16 protein-coding genes are annotated in these 18,320 nt (G+C 64.4%); 9 read left to right on the forward strand and 7 right to left on the reverse strand.

All coding sequences use genetic code 11. The features are described 5' to 3' along the window. The first annotated feature begins 121 nt into the window (after nucleotides 1-121). A complete protein-coding gene (locus D578_RS0104770; protein WP_018948832.1) occupies nucleotides 122-448 on the forward strand; it encodes a hypothetical protein in 327 nt (108 codons plus the stop codon). A gap of 22 nt (nucleotides 449-470) precedes the next feature. Then, complete coding sequence (locus tag D578_RS0104775) at nucleotides 471-821, forward strand: hypothetical protein (RefSeq protein WP_018948833.1); 351 nt, start codon at nucleotides 471-473, stop codon at nucleotides 819-821. On the opposite strand, the gene D578_RS0104780 is transcribed toward D578_RS0104775, so the two are convergent. From D578_RS0104780 to D578_RS0104790, 3 genes are all read right to left on the reverse strand, one after another. Beyond that, nucleotides 818-2,608, reverse strand: a complete 1,791-nt coding sequence (locus tag D578_RS0104780) for a potassium/proton antiporter (RefSeq protein WP_018948834.1) — start codon at nucleotides 2,606-2,608, stop codon at nucleotides 818-820. The genes D578_RS0104775 and D578_RS0104780 overlap by 4 nt on opposite strands. A 175-nt stretch (nucleotides 2,609-2,783) precedes the next feature. Continuing rightward, nucleotides 2,784-4,328 (reverse strand): BCCT family transporter, encoded by a 1,545-nt coding sequence (locus tag D578_RS0104785; RefSeq protein WP_018948835.1) that lies wholly within the window; start codon nucleotides 4,326-4,328, stop codon nucleotides 2,784-2,786. A 36-nt stretch (nucleotides 4,329-4,364) separates the two neighbouring features. Continuing rightward, entirely contained in the window at nucleotides 4,365-4,829 is a 465-nt protein-coding gene (locus D578_RS0104790) for a YbhB/YbcL family Raf kinase inhibitor-like protein (RefSeq protein ID WP_018948836.1), read from the reverse strand. 151 nt (nucleotides 4,830-4,980) lie between these two features. Between D578_RS0104790 and D578_RS0104795 the strand changes: the two genes are divergently transcribed. The 3 genes from D578_RS0104795 to D578_RS0104805 are packed head-to-tail and all read left to right on the forward strand — an operon-like array spanning nucleotide 4,981 to nucleotide 9,158. Further along, nucleotides 4,981-6,381: an MBL fold metallo-hydrolase RNA specificity domain-containing protein gene (locus D578_RS0104795; protein WP_018948837.1), complete on the forward strand. Its 1,401-nt coding sequence runs from the start codon at nucleotides 4,981-4,983 to the stop codon at nucleotides 6,379-6,381. A 9-nt stretch (nucleotides 6,382-6,390) separates the two neighbouring features. Next, a complete protein-coding gene (locus D578_RS0104800) occupies nucleotides 6,391-8,061 on the forward strand; it encodes a Na/Pi cotransporter family protein (RefSeq protein WP_018948838.1) in 1,671 nt (556 codons plus the stop codon). Further along, nucleotides 8,058-9,158, forward strand: a complete 1,101-nt coding sequence (locus tag D578_RS0104805; RefSeq protein WP_018948839.1) for an RNA ligase — start codon at nucleotides 8,058-8,060, stop codon at nucleotides 9,156-9,158. Before D578_RS0104800 ends, D578_RS0104805 begins: the two co-directional genes overlap by 4 nt. Before the next feature lie 15 nt (nucleotides 9,159-9,173). Here the strand turns inward: D578_RS0104805 and D578_RS0104810 are convergent, their stop codons facing one another. Continuing rightward, nucleotides 9,174-9,770 (reverse strand): RNA ligase partner protein, encoded by a 597-nt coding sequence (locus D578_RS0104810; protein WP_018948840.1) that lies wholly within the window; start codon nucleotides 9,768-9,770, stop codon nucleotides 9,174-9,176. 131 nt (nucleotides 9,771-9,901) lie between these two features. On the opposite strand from D578_RS0104810, the gene D578_RS0104815 reads away from it, so the two are divergent. From D578_RS0104815 to D578_RS0104830, 4 genes are all read left to right on the forward strand, one after another. After that, nucleotides 9,902-10,753 carry an HDOD domain-containing protein gene (locus D578_RS0104815; RefSeq protein WP_018948841.1) on the forward strand — a complete coding sequence of 284 codons (852 nt, stop codon included), beginning with the start codon at nucleotides 9,902-9,904 and terminating at the stop codon, nucleotides 10,751-10,753. A gap of 69 nt (nucleotides 10,754-10,822) precedes the next feature. Next, on the forward strand, nucleotides 10,823-11,404 hold the full coding sequence (locus tag D578_RS0104820) for a BLUF domain-containing protein (RefSeq protein ID WP_018948842.1): 582 nt from the start codon (nucleotides 10,823-10,825) through the stop codon (nucleotides 11,402-11,404). A 436-nt stretch (nucleotides 11,405-11,840) separates the two neighbouring features. Continuing rightward, entirely contained in the window at nucleotides 11,841-12,410 is a 570-nt protein-coding gene (locus D578_RS0104825) for a PRC-barrel domain-containing protein (protein ID WP_018948843.1), read from the forward strand. Between the two features lie 536 nt (nucleotides 12,411-12,946). Then, nucleotides 12,947-13,516: a PRC-barrel domain-containing protein gene (locus tag D578_RS0104830; RefSeq protein WP_018948844.1), complete on the forward strand. Its 570-nt coding sequence runs from the start codon at nucleotides 12,947-12,949 to the stop codon at nucleotides 13,514-13,516. A gap of 254 nt (nucleotides 13,517-13,770) precedes the next feature. On the opposite strand, the gene D578_RS0104835 is transcribed toward D578_RS0104830, so the two are convergent. From D578_RS0104835 to D578_RS0104845, 3 genes are all read right to left on the reverse strand, one after another. Next, entirely contained in the window at nucleotides 13,771-15,045 is a 1,275-nt protein-coding gene (locus D578_RS0104835; RefSeq protein ID WP_018948845.1) for a DUF2254 domain-containing protein, read from the reverse strand. A 235-nt stretch (nucleotides 15,046-15,280) separates the two neighbouring features. Beyond that, nucleotides 15,281-15,817 carry a DUF421 domain-containing protein gene (locus D578_RS0104840; RefSeq protein ID WP_018948846.1) on the reverse strand — a complete coding sequence of 179 codons (537 nt, stop codon included), beginning with the start codon at nucleotides 15,815-15,817 and terminating at the stop codon, nucleotides 15,281-15,283. Nucleotides 15,818-15,847: 30 nt separating this feature from the next. Beyond that, the gene (locus D578_RS0104845; protein WP_231364061.1) at nucleotides 15,848-18,235 is read right to left on the reverse strand and encodes a catalase; all 2,388 of its coding nucleotides are present in this window, start codon (nucleotides 18,233-18,235) and stop codon (nucleotides 15,848-15,850) included. Nucleotides 18,236-18,320: the final 85 nt, after the last annotated feature.

Raw genomic sequence — 18,320 nt, forward strand, 5'->3', positions numbered from 1 at the left:
GGGGTTTTGCATCCGGGACCGCCCGTGCGCTTCCCGGGGAAGATTGCCATACTGAAGGCACCGGAATCCGGCGGTGGGCGCCGATTCCACGCCGCAAGACAACCGATCGGGAAGGACCAGCATGGCGGAGACTTTTCTGGTGGCCATCATCGACCAGGACCGCGAGGAGCAGGCCCTGGCCATCGCGGCCGAGGAAGGTGGCGCGGATGGTACGGTGATGCAGGGCTCGGGGCTCGGCTTCCCCGACCACATGACCTTTCTCGGCGTGACCTACCAGGGCCAGGAATCGATATGTATCTGGGAACTGGACGAGGAACGCGCCGAGCGCATCTCGCGCCGCCTGAACCTGGAACTCGACCTGCTGCAGCCGTACAACGGCCTGGCCTTCACGCTGGACGCCCAGGCCCTGGCCGGCATGCAGTTCGTCGGCGGATTTGCCCAACCCTGACCAACCCTACGCGAGGAACGCCATGCAATTCGTACTGCTCGCCGCCGTGGTCCCGCGCAACCGGGCCGAGCGCGCCATCGAGACCGTCCGCCGCGAGGGCGCGGCCGGACTGACCCTGCTGGAAGGCCAGGGCATTGCCCAGCTGCGGCGCTCGCCGATCATGGACCTGAAAGACTCCGCGGCGCGCAACGTCCTGCTGATGGTGCTGGAAGCCAGCCTGGCCGAACGGCTGCTGAAGCGACTGGACGAGGAGCTGGAGCTCAGCACGGTCGGCAACGGCTTTGCGTTCACCCTGCCGATCAAGGATATCGCCGGGATCAAGCCGGAGCAGATCGAGCACCTGCGCAAGACCCTGGAACAAGGGTCTTCTTAGCGATTCGGTTTGCGCCGCCCGCGCAGGGCCCGCCTCCAGCCGTACCAGGGCAGGGTCAGCCCGTCGCCGCCGGCCCCGTGGCGCATGAACGCCAGACCGGCCTGCGTTACCCGCCCGGCTTCATCCACCTCGCGCACGATCAGGTCCGCGGTACCAAAACTTACCCGGTCACCCATGACCGGGGCACCCGGAAGCTCCCGCGCCAGGTATTCGCCAATCGTCAACTGTGTATCCGTCACCTCGCAGGACACCCCGTACATCTCGCACAGATCCGCCAGCCGCTTCTCGGGGTTGAGCGGCAACTCGCCGAAATATTCCGAGTCGTCATGCCCGGGGATACGCGGACTGGCGAACAATCGATCCAGCAGCGGCACGTATTCCGGCACCACGAAGATGTAGACGTAGTCCCCCGGCGTCAGGTGCCCCGCCTGCTGAAAGCGCACCGAGCGCCCCTCGCGCACCACTAGCGACGGGCGCGCCCAGCGCGGCAGGCGGGCGCCGCGCAGCACCGGGCTGTCCTCGATCACGCGGTAAACCGCCAGCTCGTGGCGCGGACTGCCGGGCAGCTCCAGCTGCACGCGTTCCACCGGGCCGATCTCCGGCGGCACCACGAGCCCAAGCCACTTGGCCACCGGGCGAATCGTCCAGCCCTGCACCAGCAGCGACACCAGCACCATCATGAACACGATGTTGAAGAACATCTCGCCGCCCTCGACACCCGCCACCATCGGCAGGATCGCCAGCAGGATCGACACGGCCCCACGCAGGCCCACCCAGGAGACAAACGCCGTGCTCCGCCAGTCCTGGCGAAACGGCAGCAGGCACAGCCAGACCGCCAGCGGGCGCGCCACCAGGATCAGCACCAGCCCCAGCGCCAGGGCCGGCAGCGCCAGCGACGGAAACTCCGAAGGCGTCGCCAGCAGGCCCAGCATTAGGAACATGCCGATCTGCGCCAGCCAGGTCAGCCCCTGCTGCTGGCGGCGCAGCTTTGCCGACCCCCGGAGCTTTCGGTTGCCGGCCACGATCCCGGCCACGTAGGCGGCCAGGAAACCACTGCCTCCGAGCAAGCCGGTCAGCGCGAACAGACTGACGGCACCGGCCATCACCGCGATCGGATAAAGCCCCTCGTCCAGCGGCAGGCGGTTGACCAGCTCCACCAACAGATAACCGCCCACGGCGCCAAGCAGCAGGCCCAGGCCCATCTGCCACAGGAACTCGGTGGCAAACAGCGTGGCCAGGCCACCGGTCGTGGTGCCGGACAGGATCCACTCGATGAAGACCACGGTCAGGAAGATCGCCATCGGGTCGTTGGAACCCGACTCCACCTCCAGGATAGAGCGCACGCGGCGGTTGATCTTCACCCCGCCCACACGCAGCAGGAAAAACACGGCTGCGGCATCCGTGGAACTGATCAGGGCACCCAGCAGCAGCGCATAGCCCCAGGACAGATCCAGCACCCAGTACGCGGCCACCCCCAGCAGCACCGTGGTCAGCGCCACCCCGACCGTCGCCAGCACGATGGCCGGGCCCGCTGCCCGGCGCAGGGTGCGCAGCCGAGTGCCGAAGCCCGAGTCGAACAGGATCACGGCCAACGCCAGGCTGCCGATCAGGAAGGCGGCACTGGGATCGTCGAACTCGAGCCCGAGACCGTCCTCGCCGGCGAGCAGGCCGATCCCCAGAAACACGAGCAACAGCGGCGCACCCAGCCGGAACGACAACACCGACGTGAGCACCGAGACCACGATCAACCCGGCGCCAATCAGGATCAGTGGAAAGATCCAGTCCATCGAACTCCTTTCTGGCTAGGGAGACACTGATTCATTCCCACGCCAGCGCTCAAGCCTTTTTGCTTGCGGGCCAGGCGGGCACGATGAGCGAAGTGTAGCCGATCTATTCAGGCGAGCCGCAACGCCGACGGGCTAAATCGGCCGAGCCTTCAAGGGGCTTGGCGCCCCCAGTGGATCAGCGCCAGGGCGGGTCCACACCCTCGACGCGATACTCGCGGCCGAGCGCGCGCATCAGGCTGACACAGCAGAAGACCAGGATGATCGCGACCGGCAACCCGGCGGTCAGCGAGCCGGTCTGCAGGCTGTCCAGCGCGCGTTCGCCGCCGACGATCAGCAGCGTGGCGGCCACCGCCCCCTCGGTGATGCCCCAGATCACGCGCTGGCGCTTGGGCGAGTGCTTCGACCCGCGCGAGATCAGCGCATCCACCACGAAGGTACCGGAGGCCGAAGAGGTGATGAAGTAGGTCGCGATCAGCAGCGTGGCGATCGCGGAGGCGAAGGTCGTCCACGGCAGCTGGGCCAGGGTCGCGTACAGGGCCACGGTGGTGTCCTCGGCGACCGCCGAGGCGATCCCCGCGCCCTCGTCGAACAGCTCCATGTGCAGCGCGGTGCCGCCGAAGATCGCCATCCAGGCAAACACGAACAGCGTGGGCAGCGCGAGCACGCCGACGATGAACTCGCGGATGGTGCGCCCGCGCGAGATGCGTGCGATGAAGATGCCCACGAACGGCGACCAGGCGATCCACCAGGCCCAATAGAACATGGTCCAGTCCTTCTGCCACTCGGAGCCGCCGATCGCGTCGGTATGCAGGCTGAGCTGGATCAGCTGCTGGAAATAGCCGCCAGTGGAGTCGAGCAGGAAGCGCAGGATGAACAGCGTCGGGCCGGCGAACAGCACGAACAGCATGAAGCTGATCGCCAGCACCAGGTTGAACACGCTGACCCACTTGAGCCCGCGATCCAGCCCGGAGAGCACCGACAGCACGGCCACGGCCGTGATCGCGGTGATGATGCCGACCTGGTACCAGTGCGAGACCGGCATGTCGACGAGCACGTTGAGCCCGGTGTTGAGCTGCATCGCCCCGAAGCCCAGCGAGGTGGCCAGCCCAAACAGCGTGCCGAACACCGCGAGGATGTCGATCACGTGTCCGATCGGGCCATAGATGCGATCCCCCAGCAGCGGGTAAAAGATCGAACGGATGGTCAGCGGCAGACGATGGCGAAAGCTGAAGTACGCCACCGACAGCCCCAGCACCACGTACACCGCCCAGGCATGCAGCCCCCAGTGGAAGAAGGTGTAGACCATCGCCTGGCGCGCGGCCTCGGCGGTCTCGCCATCCCCGACCGGCGGGTTCTGATAGTGCAGGACCGGCTCGGCCACGCTCCAGAACACCAGGCCAATGCCCATACCGGCGGAAAACAGCATCGCGAACCAGGAGGCAAAACCGAACTCGGGCCGATCGTCCGGCTGCCCCAGCCGGATTGATCCGTAACGGCTGAACCCCAGCCAGACCAGGAACCCGAGGAAGAACGTGACCACCAGCAGGTAGCCCCAGCCCAGGTACTCGGTGATGAACTCGTGGATGCCGTCGAACACCATGCTGGCAGTGGACGGAAAGACCACTCCGAAGGCGACGAACACCACCACCATGATCGCGGAGGCGGTGAACACGGTGGGATTGACCGTGGAGAAGAAGGCTTCCGGGCGGTACTGGCTCATGATGAACGGCCTGGTTTCAGTCCGGGGGGATGGGCGTCAGTTCGACGCGTCGGGGTCCGGGATGCCCGCGCAGAGCGCGCCGGTCAGATCGGCCTCGGCCAGCACATGCCCCTCGGCCGCGGCGTCGAACTGCGTGCGCGTCGCGCCCGCCGCCAGCTCCAGCACCTCATCCAGCGCGAGCAGTCGGAAGCAATAGTGGTGGCAGCCCTCCGGCGGAACCGGGCCCAAATATCCGGCCTTGCCAAAGGCATCCAGGCCCACGCGGCCCTGGCTCGGCAGATGCAGCGAATCCACCCGATGCGTGTCCGGCGGCAGGTTCCAGACCAGCCAGTGCGTCACCTCGCCCAGCGGCGAATCCAGATCCTCCAGGATCAGCGCGAGGCTCTGCGCGCCATCCGGCACCTCACGGATCTCCAATGGTGGCAGTTCGTTGGCATCGCGGGCCGACATCGCGATCGGCATCACCTCGCCGTCACGGAAGGCCGGACTGATCAGTCGCATCCCCTCGTCTCCTCTATCCACTGTGCTCAGCCTCCCCCGCCGCCGCCTGCGGGTCAACCGCCTGGAGACCGGATCGCGACCGGAATTGATCCCGGTCAACGAACCCCGGAGCAGTTGCACGCAGAGCCCACCCCGTGCGTACACTTCGGGTATGGCACAACTCACCTTCAAGGGCGCGACCGGCGAGGTCACCGGATCGCGCTATCTCCTCGAGACCGACGACGCCCGCATCCTGCTCGAATGCGGCCTGCACCAGGGCGGCAATGACGCCGACGAGGCCAACCGCGAACCGCTGGCGGAACTCGCCGGCCGGCTCGACGCCGTCGTCCTGTCCCACGGCCATCTGGATCACTCGGGGCTCCTCCCCAAGCTGGTACGCGACGGCTACCGCGGCCCCATCTACTGCACACCGGGGACCGAGGAGCTGCTCGAGATCATGCTCGAGGACGCGGCCTTCGTGATGAGCAAGGACATCGAGTGGGAGAACAAGTGGCGCCGACGTGCGGACAAGCCCCTGGTCGAGCCGGTCTACGACATCGACGACGTCGCAACCACCCTGGGGCTCTGCAAGGCCGTGCCCTACGGCAACACGCAGACCATTGCCGGCGACATCCGACTAACCTTCCGGGACGCCGGCCACATCCTCGGCTCCGCGATCGTCGATTTGATCGTGCCCTCCGGCGGACGCGACCGGCACCTGGTCTTCTCCGGTGATCTCGGTAACCCCGACGCCGTGCTGATGCACGAACCCACGCGGATGGAACACGCGGACCACGTCCTGCTGGAAAGCACCTACGGCGACCGTGACCACCGCCCGATGGACGACACCATCGAGGAATTCGCGCAGATCCTCGAGCAGGCCGCCGCCAGCGGCGGCAACGTAATGATCCCGGCGTTCGCGGTCGGGCGCACCCAGGAGATCCTCTACCACCTGGGCATGCTGCACCACGCCGGGCGCCTGCCGCAGCAGAAGGTGTTCCTCGACAGCCCAATGGCGATCAAGGTGACCGAGCTCTACGCCCGGCTGTACAAGTCCCTGAAAAGCGAGGACATGGAGCGGCTGCACCAGGCCGCGAACGGCGACCCGGGTGGCTACCTGCCCGGGCTGCAGGTCTGTCGCACGGTCGAGGAATCCATGGCGATCAACCGCATCACTGGCGGCGCGATCATCATTGCCGGCGCGGGCATGTGCAACGGCGGGCGCATCCGCCACCACATGAAGTACAACCTGTGGCGGCGCGAGGCACACCTGGTCATCGTCGGCTTCCAGGCCTCGGGCACACTGGGGCGGCGGCTGGTCGATGGCGCCGAGCGGGTCAAGCTGCTGGGCGACGAGGTCGCGGTAAAAGCCAAGGTCCACACTCTCGGCGGCTTCTCCGCCCACGCCGGGCGTACTCAGCTACTGGACTGGGCGCGCGGATTCCGCGACCAGCCGGTGTTCCACCTGGTCCACGGCGAGCCGGAGGCGCGCGAGGCGCTGGCCCGGGGCCTGCGCGACGAGCTGGGCGCACAGGCCCACGTCCCGGCCTTCGGCGAGACCATCACGCTGTAGCCCGCACGCATGCCGGAGGCTGAAGCCGTTAGCACCTACGCCCTGATCGCCGGCTTCCTCGGCGGTCTCGGGCTGTTCCTGCTCGGGATGACGCTACTGACCGACGGCCTGAAGACCGCCGGCGGCAAGGCCCTGCAACACATCCTGGGCGTCTGGACCCGCACCCGCCCGCGCGCGCTCGCCTCCGGCATGGGCGTGACCGCGCTGGTCCAGTCCTCCAGCGCGGTCACCGTCGCCACCATCGGCTTTGCCAACGCGGGGCTTCTGACCCTCGGCCAGTCGGTCTGGGTGATCTTCGGCTCCAACGTCGGCACCACCATGACCGGCTGGCTGGTGGCCCTGCTGGGCTTCAACATCCGGATCGAGGCCTTCGCCCTGCCGGCGATCGGCATCGGCGCCCTGCTCTACCTGTTCATGAAGGCCGCACGCCCGCGCTACCTGGGTCTGGCCCTGGCCGGGTTCGGCCTGCTGTTCTTCGGGATCGACGTGCTGCGCGAGACCTTCGAGGGCCTGAGCGCGACCTTCGACCTCTCCGCCCTGGCGCGTCCGGGCTTTGTCGGGCTCATGATCATGGTCGGCATCGGCGCCCTGCTGACCGTGCTGATGCAGAGCTCTTCGGCGTCGATGGCGATGGCCCTGACTGCCGCGATGAGCGGCGTGGTGCCCCTGGAGGCCGCGGCCGCCGCAGTGATCGGCGCCAACCTCGGCACCACGGTCAAGGCCCTGCTGGTGGTCATCGGCGCCACCCCGAACGCCAAGCGCGTGGCCGCCGCGCACGTGATCTTCAACGGCCTGACCGCGCTCGTTGCGCTGCTGATCCTGCCATGGTTCCTGGCCGTGATCGCCTGGATCTGGGGCAGCACCGGCGAGGCCCCGGCCCCGGCGGTGCTGCTGGCCCTGTTCCACACCGCGTTCAACCTGCTGGGCGTGGCGCTGATGGTCCCGGTCGCCCCGCCGATGATCCGCTTCCTGCAGACGCGCTTCCGTACCAGGGAGGAAGACATCGCCCAGCCGCGCTTTCTCGACAAGCACAGCGCCGGCGTGCCCGACCTCGCGCTGCAGTCGTTGTTGCAGGAGACCGTTCGCCTGGCCGACATCAGCCACTCCATGGCGCGCGAGGCCCTGCGCCCGGAGCCGCCGGCCGCGGGCACCCTGGACACCCGGCGCGCCGCCGTGGAACAGCTGACCACGGCGATCAGCGATTTTGCCACCCGCACTGCCAACCACCCGATGCCCGAGGCGGTCGGGCACGGCATCGCCGAGGCGGTACGCATCGCGCGCTACCATCGGGAGACCGCGCTGCTGGCCGACCAGATCGCCGATCTGCGCCGCCACTCTACCGGCGAGGAACGGCCGATCATCAACGAACAACGCCGCGCCTGGCAGGAACAGGTCATCCGCGCCCTGGATCTGGCCAACCTGGAAAGCGAAAACGGCGGCGGCCTGGCGGCCGCCGAGGCCGTGAGCACCGTGGAGACGGCCTACGCCGAGCTGAAGGCGGCGCTGCTGCGTGAAGGCACCTTCGGCTCGCTAAGCATGCCCGAGATGGAGCGCCAACTGCGCATCATCAGCATGGCGCGGCGCCTGGTCACCCAGGCCGACAAGGCCCGCCGCCACACCGAGGCCCTGGAGGACCAGATCCAGGGGCTGCGCAAGACCCTGGAACCGGAGACTGCATGATCGACGGCGAAACACTGCAGGATGCCATCGCGAACCACCGGGCCGAGGCCCTGACGTTCGACGGGCTGGAATACGCCCGGCTGCTGGAGCCGGTGCACCACTACCCGCGCGGTTCCGTGGTGCTGCCAGATGGCTCGGTGGTCCCCGGCTATCCGGCCATCGGGCGCATCCAGTCGCTGGAGGCCGGGCTGCCGCGCCAGTTCGACCAGCCGTTCTGGGCGGAGGAAAAGATCGACGGCTTCAACGTGCGCATCCTGCGCTGGGAAGGCCGGGTCGTCGCCTTCAGCCGGGGCGGGTTTGTCTGTGCATTCAGTACCGACCGGGTGCCGGATTTCGTGGACCTCGCGGTGTTCGAGGCGGAGCCCGATCTGGTGCTCTGCACGGAGATCGCCGGGCCGGACACACCCTATCTGGAGGGCTCCACGCCAAGGGTGGCGCACGATGTCGGGTTGTTCGTGTTCGACCTGATGCGGCTCGGCCAGCCGGGCTTTGTGCCGCAGGATGAAAAATTTGCGCTGATGGAGCGCCACCATCTGCCACCGGCACCGCTACACGGGCAGTTCACACCCGAGGACACCAAGGCCCTGGGTCGCCTGATCCGACAACTGGATGCCGAGGGTGCCGAGGGCCTGGTACTGAAGACCGCGGATGGCGAGCATCGCGCCAAGTACGTGGCCGGGGGCTCCTGCATCAACGACATCCGCGTGTGTTCCGAGCAGCTACTGGACCTGCCGCCGGAGTACTTCACCAACCGCCTGACCCGCCTGGCCATCTTCCTCGCCGAACACCCGCCCGAGGAGCGCGCCGCCGTGGAACACGAACTGGGCGCGGCCCTGCTGTCCGGTCTGGCCACTGCGGTGGACAAGAGCCGGCGCGACGGACGCGTCGGCCACACCTACCGCTGTCGCTTCCGCGAGCGCGCCGGGGCCCAACGCTTCATCGATCACATGCAGGCCACCGGCGGTCGCCACGTACGCTTCCTGCCGGACACGCCGCGGCAGGAGAACGGGTACTGGGTGCTGGAATTCGAGCGCCTGTTCGACCGCATCACCGGCACGCTGGCCTCCGCCCTGGCCGGCGACCGGCAGTACGACTGAACCAGGGAAACGCTTTCAGAGCTCGCGCGCGCCGCCGCCGGACTCGGCGAGGTTCTCCATGACCCGGCGCAGATAGTCGGCGGTGACCAGCTTGATGCCCATGCGGTTGCCCAGCTTGCGCATGCCCTCGTCGGCACTGGCGAGCTCGGCGTCCAGCTCCATCGCCAGCAGCACGGCATCGACGTCCTCGCGCGAATCCACCAGCCCCTTGCGCATCGCCTCGCGGAAACGCTCGCGCAGCTGGGTAATCAGCTCGGGCTTGAGCGATTCGGCCGCCCCCGCCTGGCGGGTATGTTCCTCGGCAATGCGCAGGCCGCGGTCAATCCGCGTACGCACCTCGTCGATGAATTCGTAGAGGATGTCGCTCGGCAGCATCAGCGCGAAGCGCCGCGGCGAGCGCACCCAGACCACTGTCTCGAAATCGGCCGCCATGGCCTCGAGGTCGCGCATGCCGCGAAACTCCTCGTACACCGACAACGGCATGTAGAACTCGGCGGGGCAATGGCGCGCCAGGATGAGGAATGTCCGCAGGATATCCTCGGGATCCTCGCCGAACTGTCCGGCCACATGCGGGTTGGTAAAGACACTGGTATCCAGCACGAATCGGCGCATCACGACCTCCTGTCGGCTCCCTTCATCATCGGCAGGGGCCAGCGGCCCGTCAACCGGCGCGGATCACCCGTCCGCGAGGGCGCGGTATGGCATAATCGACGCGTCATTTCCCAGCCGGACATGGATTGCCCTTGGCCACCCGAGCGGAAGTCGAAAAGTTTCTGGAACGCCTGCGCGAGGATCTCGAACGTCACCAGATCGAGATCCCGACCCTGCCCGATGTCTCGGTGCAGGCGCTGTTCATCACCCAGGATGAATCCAGCTCCATTGTTGACCTGGTCAATCTGATCTCGCGCGACACGGCCCTGGCCTCGCGCCTGGTGCGGCACGCCAACAGTCCTGCCTATCGTGGACTCACGCGCTGCGCGACCATTCGCTCGGCGGTCACGCGCCTGGGGATGGAACGCGCGCGCCAGACCATCATCGCGCTGTCGATGAAGGAGGTCTTCCAGAGCGGGAACGAGATGATCCGCGTACGCATGGAAGAACTGTGGAACCATAGCCTGGAGGTGGCGATCATCAGCTACCTGCTGGCCCGCCGGCACCCGCACCTGGACCCCGATACCGCACTGCTCGCCGGGCTGGTGCATGACATCGGCATGATCCCGATCCTGCGCCGCGCGGAGAAGACACCCGAGATCTACGAAGACCCGCGCGCCCTGCAGGCCGCCGCCGACGCCGCGCACGTCCCGATCGGCCGCGCGATGCTGAAAAACTGGAATTTCGAGCCGGAGATCATCCGCGCGGTGGCCGAACACGAGAACCTCAAGCGCGAGCCGGAGGAAGGCGAACCCGTCAACTACAGTGACATCCTGCAGGCCGCCAACATCGAGAGCCACAACGCCACGCGGCATCGCTTGGCCTATATCGACCGTAGTTCGGTGGCCTCCATCCGCCGCCTGGCCGCCAAGCCCGGCACCACCCAGCTGAACTGGGAAGACGACGCGATCGGGCTGGAACACGTAAACCAGATGATTGAATGAACCCCGCGCGGTGGGGGCGGTCTTCTTCTTACACCGAGGGAAACACCGTTCCCCGGGAAGGATGCCCCCATGCCCGCCATACTCCAGCTCGTCTACGCCTCGCGCGCCACATTTCCCGAAAACCCCTCCAGCCAGGGCATCGAGCCCGAAGTCAGTCGCATCCTGATGCAGTCGCGCCAGAACAACCCGCGCAGCGGGATTGTCGGCGCGCTCTACTACGGCGACGGGCACTTCTTCCAGTGCCTGGAGGGTGACCCGGATGCGGTGCGCGAAACCGTCGACCGCATCCGCCGTGATCATCGCCACGAGGAGGTCCGGGTACTACGCGAGCAGCCACTGGATAGCCCGGGATTCGGCGAGTGGTCGATGAAATACATCCCGGCGGCGAAGGACGTCCGCCAGCTGCTGCAACGCTTCGGCCAGCGCCAGTTCGACCCCTTCGCCTTCGACAACAACCGCATCGACGCGATGCTGGACCTGCTGCGCCAGGGTCGGGATACCGCGCAAACCGGGCCCGAGAGCTCGACGGCGGTTCGCCCGGAAGACGTCGCCCATGGCACCAGCCGTCTGCTGTTCGGGGTCGGGCTGGTTGCGGCCGCCGTGGCGGTCGGCGTCATCGGCGCCGCGGCCTACCTGGTGCTCGTGGGTTAGAGAGACGCTGATCAATGGGCACTTGCGCCCCAGATCGATCCAGTCGCCGCTTGCAAACCATCCGCTTGAGCAAGCTGTTCTTCTCCTCCAGCGGGCTTCGCAGCCGAACCCCCACTGCTGCCCTACGGCTGTACCCCACCTTCCAGTGTTAGTAGGCAGCTTTGGTTACCCCGCTCCCCAAATGACTTCCTTAAAACCCCCAAAATGCGTTCGTTGTCACAAGATCGCACGTACGGAGAAGAACTCCCGTTTTTAGTGCGTCAACGAACAGACTGCCCACCTCCCCCGGCGTACCTTGGAATCTCATCCTGAATCGCATGTCTTTTGGCGATTCAGTCCCGATCCCGGTGATGAGGCCGGGAAGGGCATGCTTTGATGACGCCACTAAACCGGTCATTTTGTCCAACCAAAATGTCCGATTCAAAGGAGATTCATTATGAAAAAGCTATATTCCTTTGCCCTTTATGCATTGGTCGCCCCGGCAATGACGCTGGGTGCCAGTTCTGTCCTGGCTCAGGATCAGCAGGAACGTACTGACCAGGATGCTGATCGCGGCGCACAGAGCATGGAGCGTGACCAGGGCGCCACGCAATATAATGACCGCGACCGTGAACGCGGCGCTCAGCGTGACAAGGGCGACAAAGACTTCGGCATGGAAGGCCGCGCCGAAGATCGCCGCGACGCAGGCGACGAACTTGCCGAGCGCAAGGGCTACCTGGAATCTGCACCGGCTGATGGCATGCAGGCGAGCGACATCATGGGTACCGATGTCAAAACCGCAGGCGATGAAAATCTCGGCTCCGTTGATGATCTGATCATCGACGAGAACGGTCAGGTCGTAGCTATTGTCGTCGGGGTCGGCGGATTCCTGGGCATCGGCGAGAAAGACGTAGCCATTGGCTGGGGTCACGTGACCACCTCCGGCACTGCTGATGACCGGGAACTGCGCGTTGACGTAACCCGTGAAGAGCTGCGCGATGCGCCGGAGTTTGAACGCCGCGATTGATCTCAAGCACCACCCACTTATAGCGGCATGAATAGAAGGCAGGGGCGCAAGCCCCTGCCTTTTCTTGTGCTTGTCCCAAAAACTTCCTGTACCTGATGCCACCCCGCGGAACCGTTCGTTGCGGCGATTGCAACCTGTCCTCGGCTTGATTCCCAGCCCCGGGAAACGCTGATTACTCCCGCTCGCGCTCAAGCTGGCTTTGCGCTTCTTCCAACTCTCTTATCCGTCGACCATCCGCTCCCTCCGTACCACCGCATCTCAACTTCTGCTGGTCATGACGGGGCTTCGGATAGTCCGATCCCCAATGCGTTCGTTGTCACAAGATCGCACGTACGGAAAAGAACTCCCGTTCTTAGTGCGTCAGCGAACAGACTGACCACATCCCCCGGCGTACTTTGGGCTCTCATCCTGAATCGCATGTCTCTTGGCGATTCAGTCCCGATCCCGGTGATGAGGCCGGGGAGGGCATGCTTTGATGACGCCACTAAACCGGACATTCTGTCCAACCAAAATGTCCGATTCGAAGGAGATTCATTATGAACAAGCTACATTCATTCGCATTCTATGCATTGGTCACCCCAGCCATCACCTTGGGCGCAGGTTCCGTCCTGGCGCAGCAGCATACTGACCAGGGTGAAGATCGCGGCGCGCAGAGCTCCGAACGTGACCAGGGCGCCACGCAATATAATGACCGCGACCGTGCTCCCGGGGACATGGAACGTGACCAGCGCAGCGAACGCGCCGGGCAGGATGACGCGAAGACTGCCGAAGATCGCCGCGACGCAGGCGACGAACTTGCGGAGCGCAAGGGCTACCTGGAATCCGTACCAGCCAGCGGCATGCAGGTAAGCGAGCTGATGGGTACCGATGTCAAGACCGCGGGTGATGAGGATCTGGGATCGATCGATGATCTGGTTCTCGATCAGGACGGTCAGGTCGTGGCGATTATCGTCGGCGTCGGCGGATTCCTGGGCATGGGCCAGAAAGACGTAGCCATTGGCTGGGGTCACGTCACCACATCTGGCACTGCTGACGATCGGGAACTGCGAGTTGACGTAACCCGTGAACAGCTGCGCGATGCACCGAAGTTTGAACGCCGGGACTGAATTTCAGTACCAACCACTTATAGTGGAATGAATAGACGGCAGGGGCGCAAGCCTCTGCCTTTTTTATGCTTGTCGAAAACACCTCCCGGACCCGATGCCACCACGCGGAATCGCTCGTTGCTGCGATTGGACCCTCTCGTCGAGTTTAGATTTTATTCTTCCCGCCCACGACCCCGATCACGATTCCAACCTTCTCCATCCCCTCGGTACCGGGCTTCGAAACCTATGCCTCTCAGCCTCCATTCGTCCTGCGCTTATACGGCCGAAAACGCAGCCGCTTTACGCACCGCATCGATATCGTCCTGAAATGACATGGCGCGCTCCGAACGGGCCAGTGCCATCCGCGAATGCCTTTTAGCTGCCGCCACCATCAAATGGTCATCTGTTTCCGCCAACGCGCGAAACGCTTTCTGAAGTCGGATAGAAACTTCGACGAAACCCGCTCCGTCACGGGCTACAGCGGTAAATGCATCGTCGAACAAGTCGTCGATCGCCAGCGTCGGAACCGATACACGGTCGTAGGTGATCTCCGCTACTCTGTCCTTTTCAAGCGGCGAGACCCAAAGCGTAAACAGACGAACCATTGCGCCGATTACGTTAATCGCGGTTCCCGGATCATTCATGCCAGGCGACAACGCCTTGTCGGCGATCTCGGACAACGCAAGCAGCGCAAATCGGGGGTCATCTTCAAAGGCACGGTTCGGACAAATCGTGAAGGCGCTAGCAAAGGCGTCTGGGTCAAACGCCTCACATCCCTCAATACGAAGCAGAGGACGACGTGCGCTGACGAATGTACCAGGCAGCGCTGTCACCATCACGCGGCAATTGGCCTCTTCAGCGGCGGACTGCAGCGTCTCCATATCAATATTCTGTACATAACCAACCGTCGGAGAGAAGACGGGCGCGCCATTTTTATTGGCCTGATGCAAGGGAACGGCCACCGCGCCTAGCGAGGGCGAATGGCGGCGACGATCGAGTGTGTCGGTGGCGGCCTTTTCGACTTTCTCGATGGTGTTCACTACACGACCCAGGCGGGCAATTCTGTCGACCCAGCGGACGAATGTGATGATGACAACGGCAAACACCAGAAGAGTAAGCGAAAAAATAGCAAACAGGCCCGCAGAATCGAATAGTTGATTCTGAACGGATATCAGGGAAACGATACTGAAGATGAAGGCCCCTATAAACGCGGACAATGCGTTCTGGGTAACATCATCAGAAATTACAAGCGGTATGGATCGAGGTGTCGCCCCGACACTGGCGGATGCGTAAGCGGCGACCATGGCACCTACCGAGAAAGTTGCGATAACCAACATGCTGGATGCCATGATGGTTAACAAGGATTCGACGGATTCCAGGTTAATGCGGGGCAACACATCGGCAAGACCCGTACCGTCAGCTAGCCGGGCGATGAACGTACCCCCAACAGCGAGCACGCCAAGGAGCAGTGGCCTGACCCATAAACGATCTTTGAGCCGACTTAGAAAAACCCGCAGCCGGCCAGAGGCCAACCGACGTAATTGGGCCATAATTGAATCCTCCGCCTTTCAATCTCCGGTGCGCTTAAGAAAACACTGCTCAATGCACCCGTTCGCGCTCGAGTCGATTTTGCGTGCGGAAAGGCGCGGTGACCGCCGTACAATCGTTCTCCACAACCAAGCCACGACGCCATGCGCAAACCCGAACGCAAGGCGGGCTCGCCCTCATCACCTTCTTGCCAAGACTTCGTGGAACGGCTTCGCACAGCAACCACGGGCGGGTGGATCACCGTTCTGTGGGCTCCCGGAACTCCGGGATTCCGTCGACGCCAACGAGACTGGAACCGTTCCCGCCCTCGCCCAGGCGGACAACGCTGAACGAACCGTCGGTCTCCAGGACAACCGCGCGCACTTGGTCCAACGAGTCGATCCCGGCCGAGCGGACCGCGGCCCGTACTTCGTCTTCGGTCACCCGCGCCTGCCGCAGGGCCGCTGGCAGAAACTTGCCGCGGTAAAGCAGCATCAGCGCCTCGCCCGTCGCCAACCGTCGCACCCAGCGGAGCCGGACGCTGGACCACGTGACGGCGAACTGCAGCCCAATGAGCAGAGCGAAAGCCGCTACCCCTTCGGCCAGGGCGACATCCTTGGCCAGCAAGACGGTCGCCAGCGTTGAGCCAAGGGCGACAGTCACGACCAGGTCAAAGGCGTTCATCTTGGAAAGTGTTCGCTTCCCCGACAAGCGAAGGAACACGATGAGCGCTACGTATGCGAGTACGCCGACGACCAAAGTGCGCAGCAGACCGTCCCACCCACCAAAAAACATCGGGCTAACCCTACCGACCGCAGGCCCGGGTCATTTGGCCGGTGGGTCGCTGTCGCGGGATAGATGGCGATGGGCGGCGATCGCGTCGATGAATTTTGATGCGACCTCGGTCGCGGCACCACCGTCCGCCAGCAGGATGCCTGGATCTTCCTGCATGGCTGGGCCAATGCCCGCCATTTCCAGAAGCTCGCGGCCGGCCCCCAAAGCCAGAATCGTCTTGCAGTGCCTGAACTGGTCCTTGATGAATTCCATTGTGTGTCCGTCGATTGCGAGCGACTGGACCGCCTCGCTCCCATCAGGCAGCACCAATGCATCGAACAGGACGGCCGGAGAGTTCTCCATGGACTTGTTGGCTTCTATCTTGTCGCCGGAGTCACCGACGAACATGCCCACTCGTGACCCCACAAAATGAACGATGCCACCCGCGCCCGTCAGCGCGCCATGAAGGTCGACGAGCGAGGCACGATGGACGCCATCCTCGACCAATACGGCAATCTGGCGTGTGCGGATTCCGGTTTCACCGGGCCGCGCCATCAACGACAACGCGGGCGACTCGGTGACCTCCGGCGGCTCCGGATCGCTGATGGCCTTCGGCATGGCATCGGGCACCTCCATGCCCAAGCCAGTGGCGACCTCTGCGGCCAATTCCCGTGAAACATTCACCAGCGAGGACACCATCCGTTCACGGATCGCGCGGACGTCGACCTTGCTCAGCTCGAAGCGGAATGCGGCTGCAATGTGCGCTTTCTCGACATCCGTCTGACTCTCGAAGAACAACGTGGCTTGCGCATAGTGCTCGGCAAACTTCTCCGGCTTGCCACGGACTTTGTCCTCCGCATGGGCATCCGGGAACGACACGAAGCCGGCGGTTCCGGCCTGAAACGGGCAGCCACCCGCCAGTGAGTTCGGCTCGTAGGCGACGCGCCCGCGATGCACGGCCTGGCGGTGCATGCCGTCGCGCTGGTTGTTCTGAACCGGGGCAAGCGGCGAATTGATCGGGATCTCGTGGAAATTGGGCCCCCCGAGTCGCGTGATCTGCGTATCCGCATAGGAATGGATCCGACCGGCGAGCAACGGATCATTGGAAAAGTCGATGCCGGGGACGACATGCGCCGTGCAGAACGCAACCTGCTCGGTTTCCGCGAAGAAGTTGTCCGGGTTGCGGTTGAGAACCATGCGCCCGACGGGCGTGAGCGGGACCAGTTCTTCCGGCACGATCTTGGTCGAGTCGAGCACGTCGAAGCTGAAGCCGTCGGCCTGTTCCTCGGTGAATATCTGCACGGCCAGTTCCCATTCCGGGAATTCACCCGATTCGATGGCCTCCCACAAGTCACGCCGATGAAAATCGGCGTCGGCGCCCGCGATCTTCACGGCTTCGTCCCAGACAAGCGAGTGGGTTCCCTGGAGCGGCGTCCAGTGGAACTTGCAGAACACGGACTCGCCCTGCTCGTTGACCAGACGAAAGGTGTGCACGCCAAAGCCCTGCATCATCCGGTAGCTGCGCGGTATCGCGCGATCCGACATAGCCCACATCAGCATGTGAGTGGACTCCGGCGACAGCGAGACGAAGTCCCAGAACGTGTCATGCGCGGACCCCGCTTGAGGCATGCCATGATGCGGTTCCGGCTTGAGGGCGTGGACCAGATCGGGGAACTTCATCGCGTCCTGAATAAAGAACACCGGGATGTTGTTACCCACCAGGTCCCAGTTGCCTTCATCGGTATAGAACTTCACCGCGAAGCCACGGGCGTCGCGCGCGGTGTCCTTCGAACCACGTTCACCCGCCACCGTGGAAAATCGCGCGAACACCGGCGTGATCTTGCCCTTCTCGGCGAACGGCGCCGCGCGGGTGTACTGGGTCAGCGCGTCGTAGGCTTCGAAGTATCCATGCGCCCCGGAGCCGCGTGCATGGACGATCCGCTCCGGGATACGTTCGTGATCGAAATGCGTGATCTTTTCCCGCAGGATGAAATCTTCGAGTAACGACGGCCCGCGCAGCCCCGCTTTCAAGGTGTTCTGATTGTCGCCAATCCGAACGCCCTGGTTGGTGGTCAACGGTTGATCGCTGGGATCGACCCGGACCCGGTCGAGCGGGGCGACCGTCGCGTTCGTTCCGAGCCGAGCCGGCCCGCCGGTTTTCGGCGTACCGGGTTCCTCGGTCATCGTGCTCGCAGTCAACGCACTGGAGCCCGGCTCCGTAGTAGGACCGGCCGGCGGCGCCACAGCGTTGTCGTGACCGTGCTCGAGCTCCTTGATGGTGTTGTAGGGCATCGCGGCGACGAAATCGTCGCTGGCCGCGGCTTGCTCCGCAACGATGTCGTTGGTTCTGAGTACGCCGTCGGCACCCTGCGCGGCTGTGGCAGATTGACCGCCTTTGCTTGGAGCCTGCGATGACCGACCAGGTTTTTTCGTTGCCATGATTCTTCTCCAGGGAGGTGAGGGATGGACGCACCCTGGCATCGATAACACGGGGGACGAGAACGCTCTGTGCGGCAACAAACGG

Source organism: Thioalkalivibrio sp. ALMg11 (assembly GCF_000377905.1).
GTDB lineage: Bacteria > Pseudomonadota > Gammaproteobacteria > Ectothiorhodospirales > Ectothiorhodospiraceae > Thioalkalivibrio.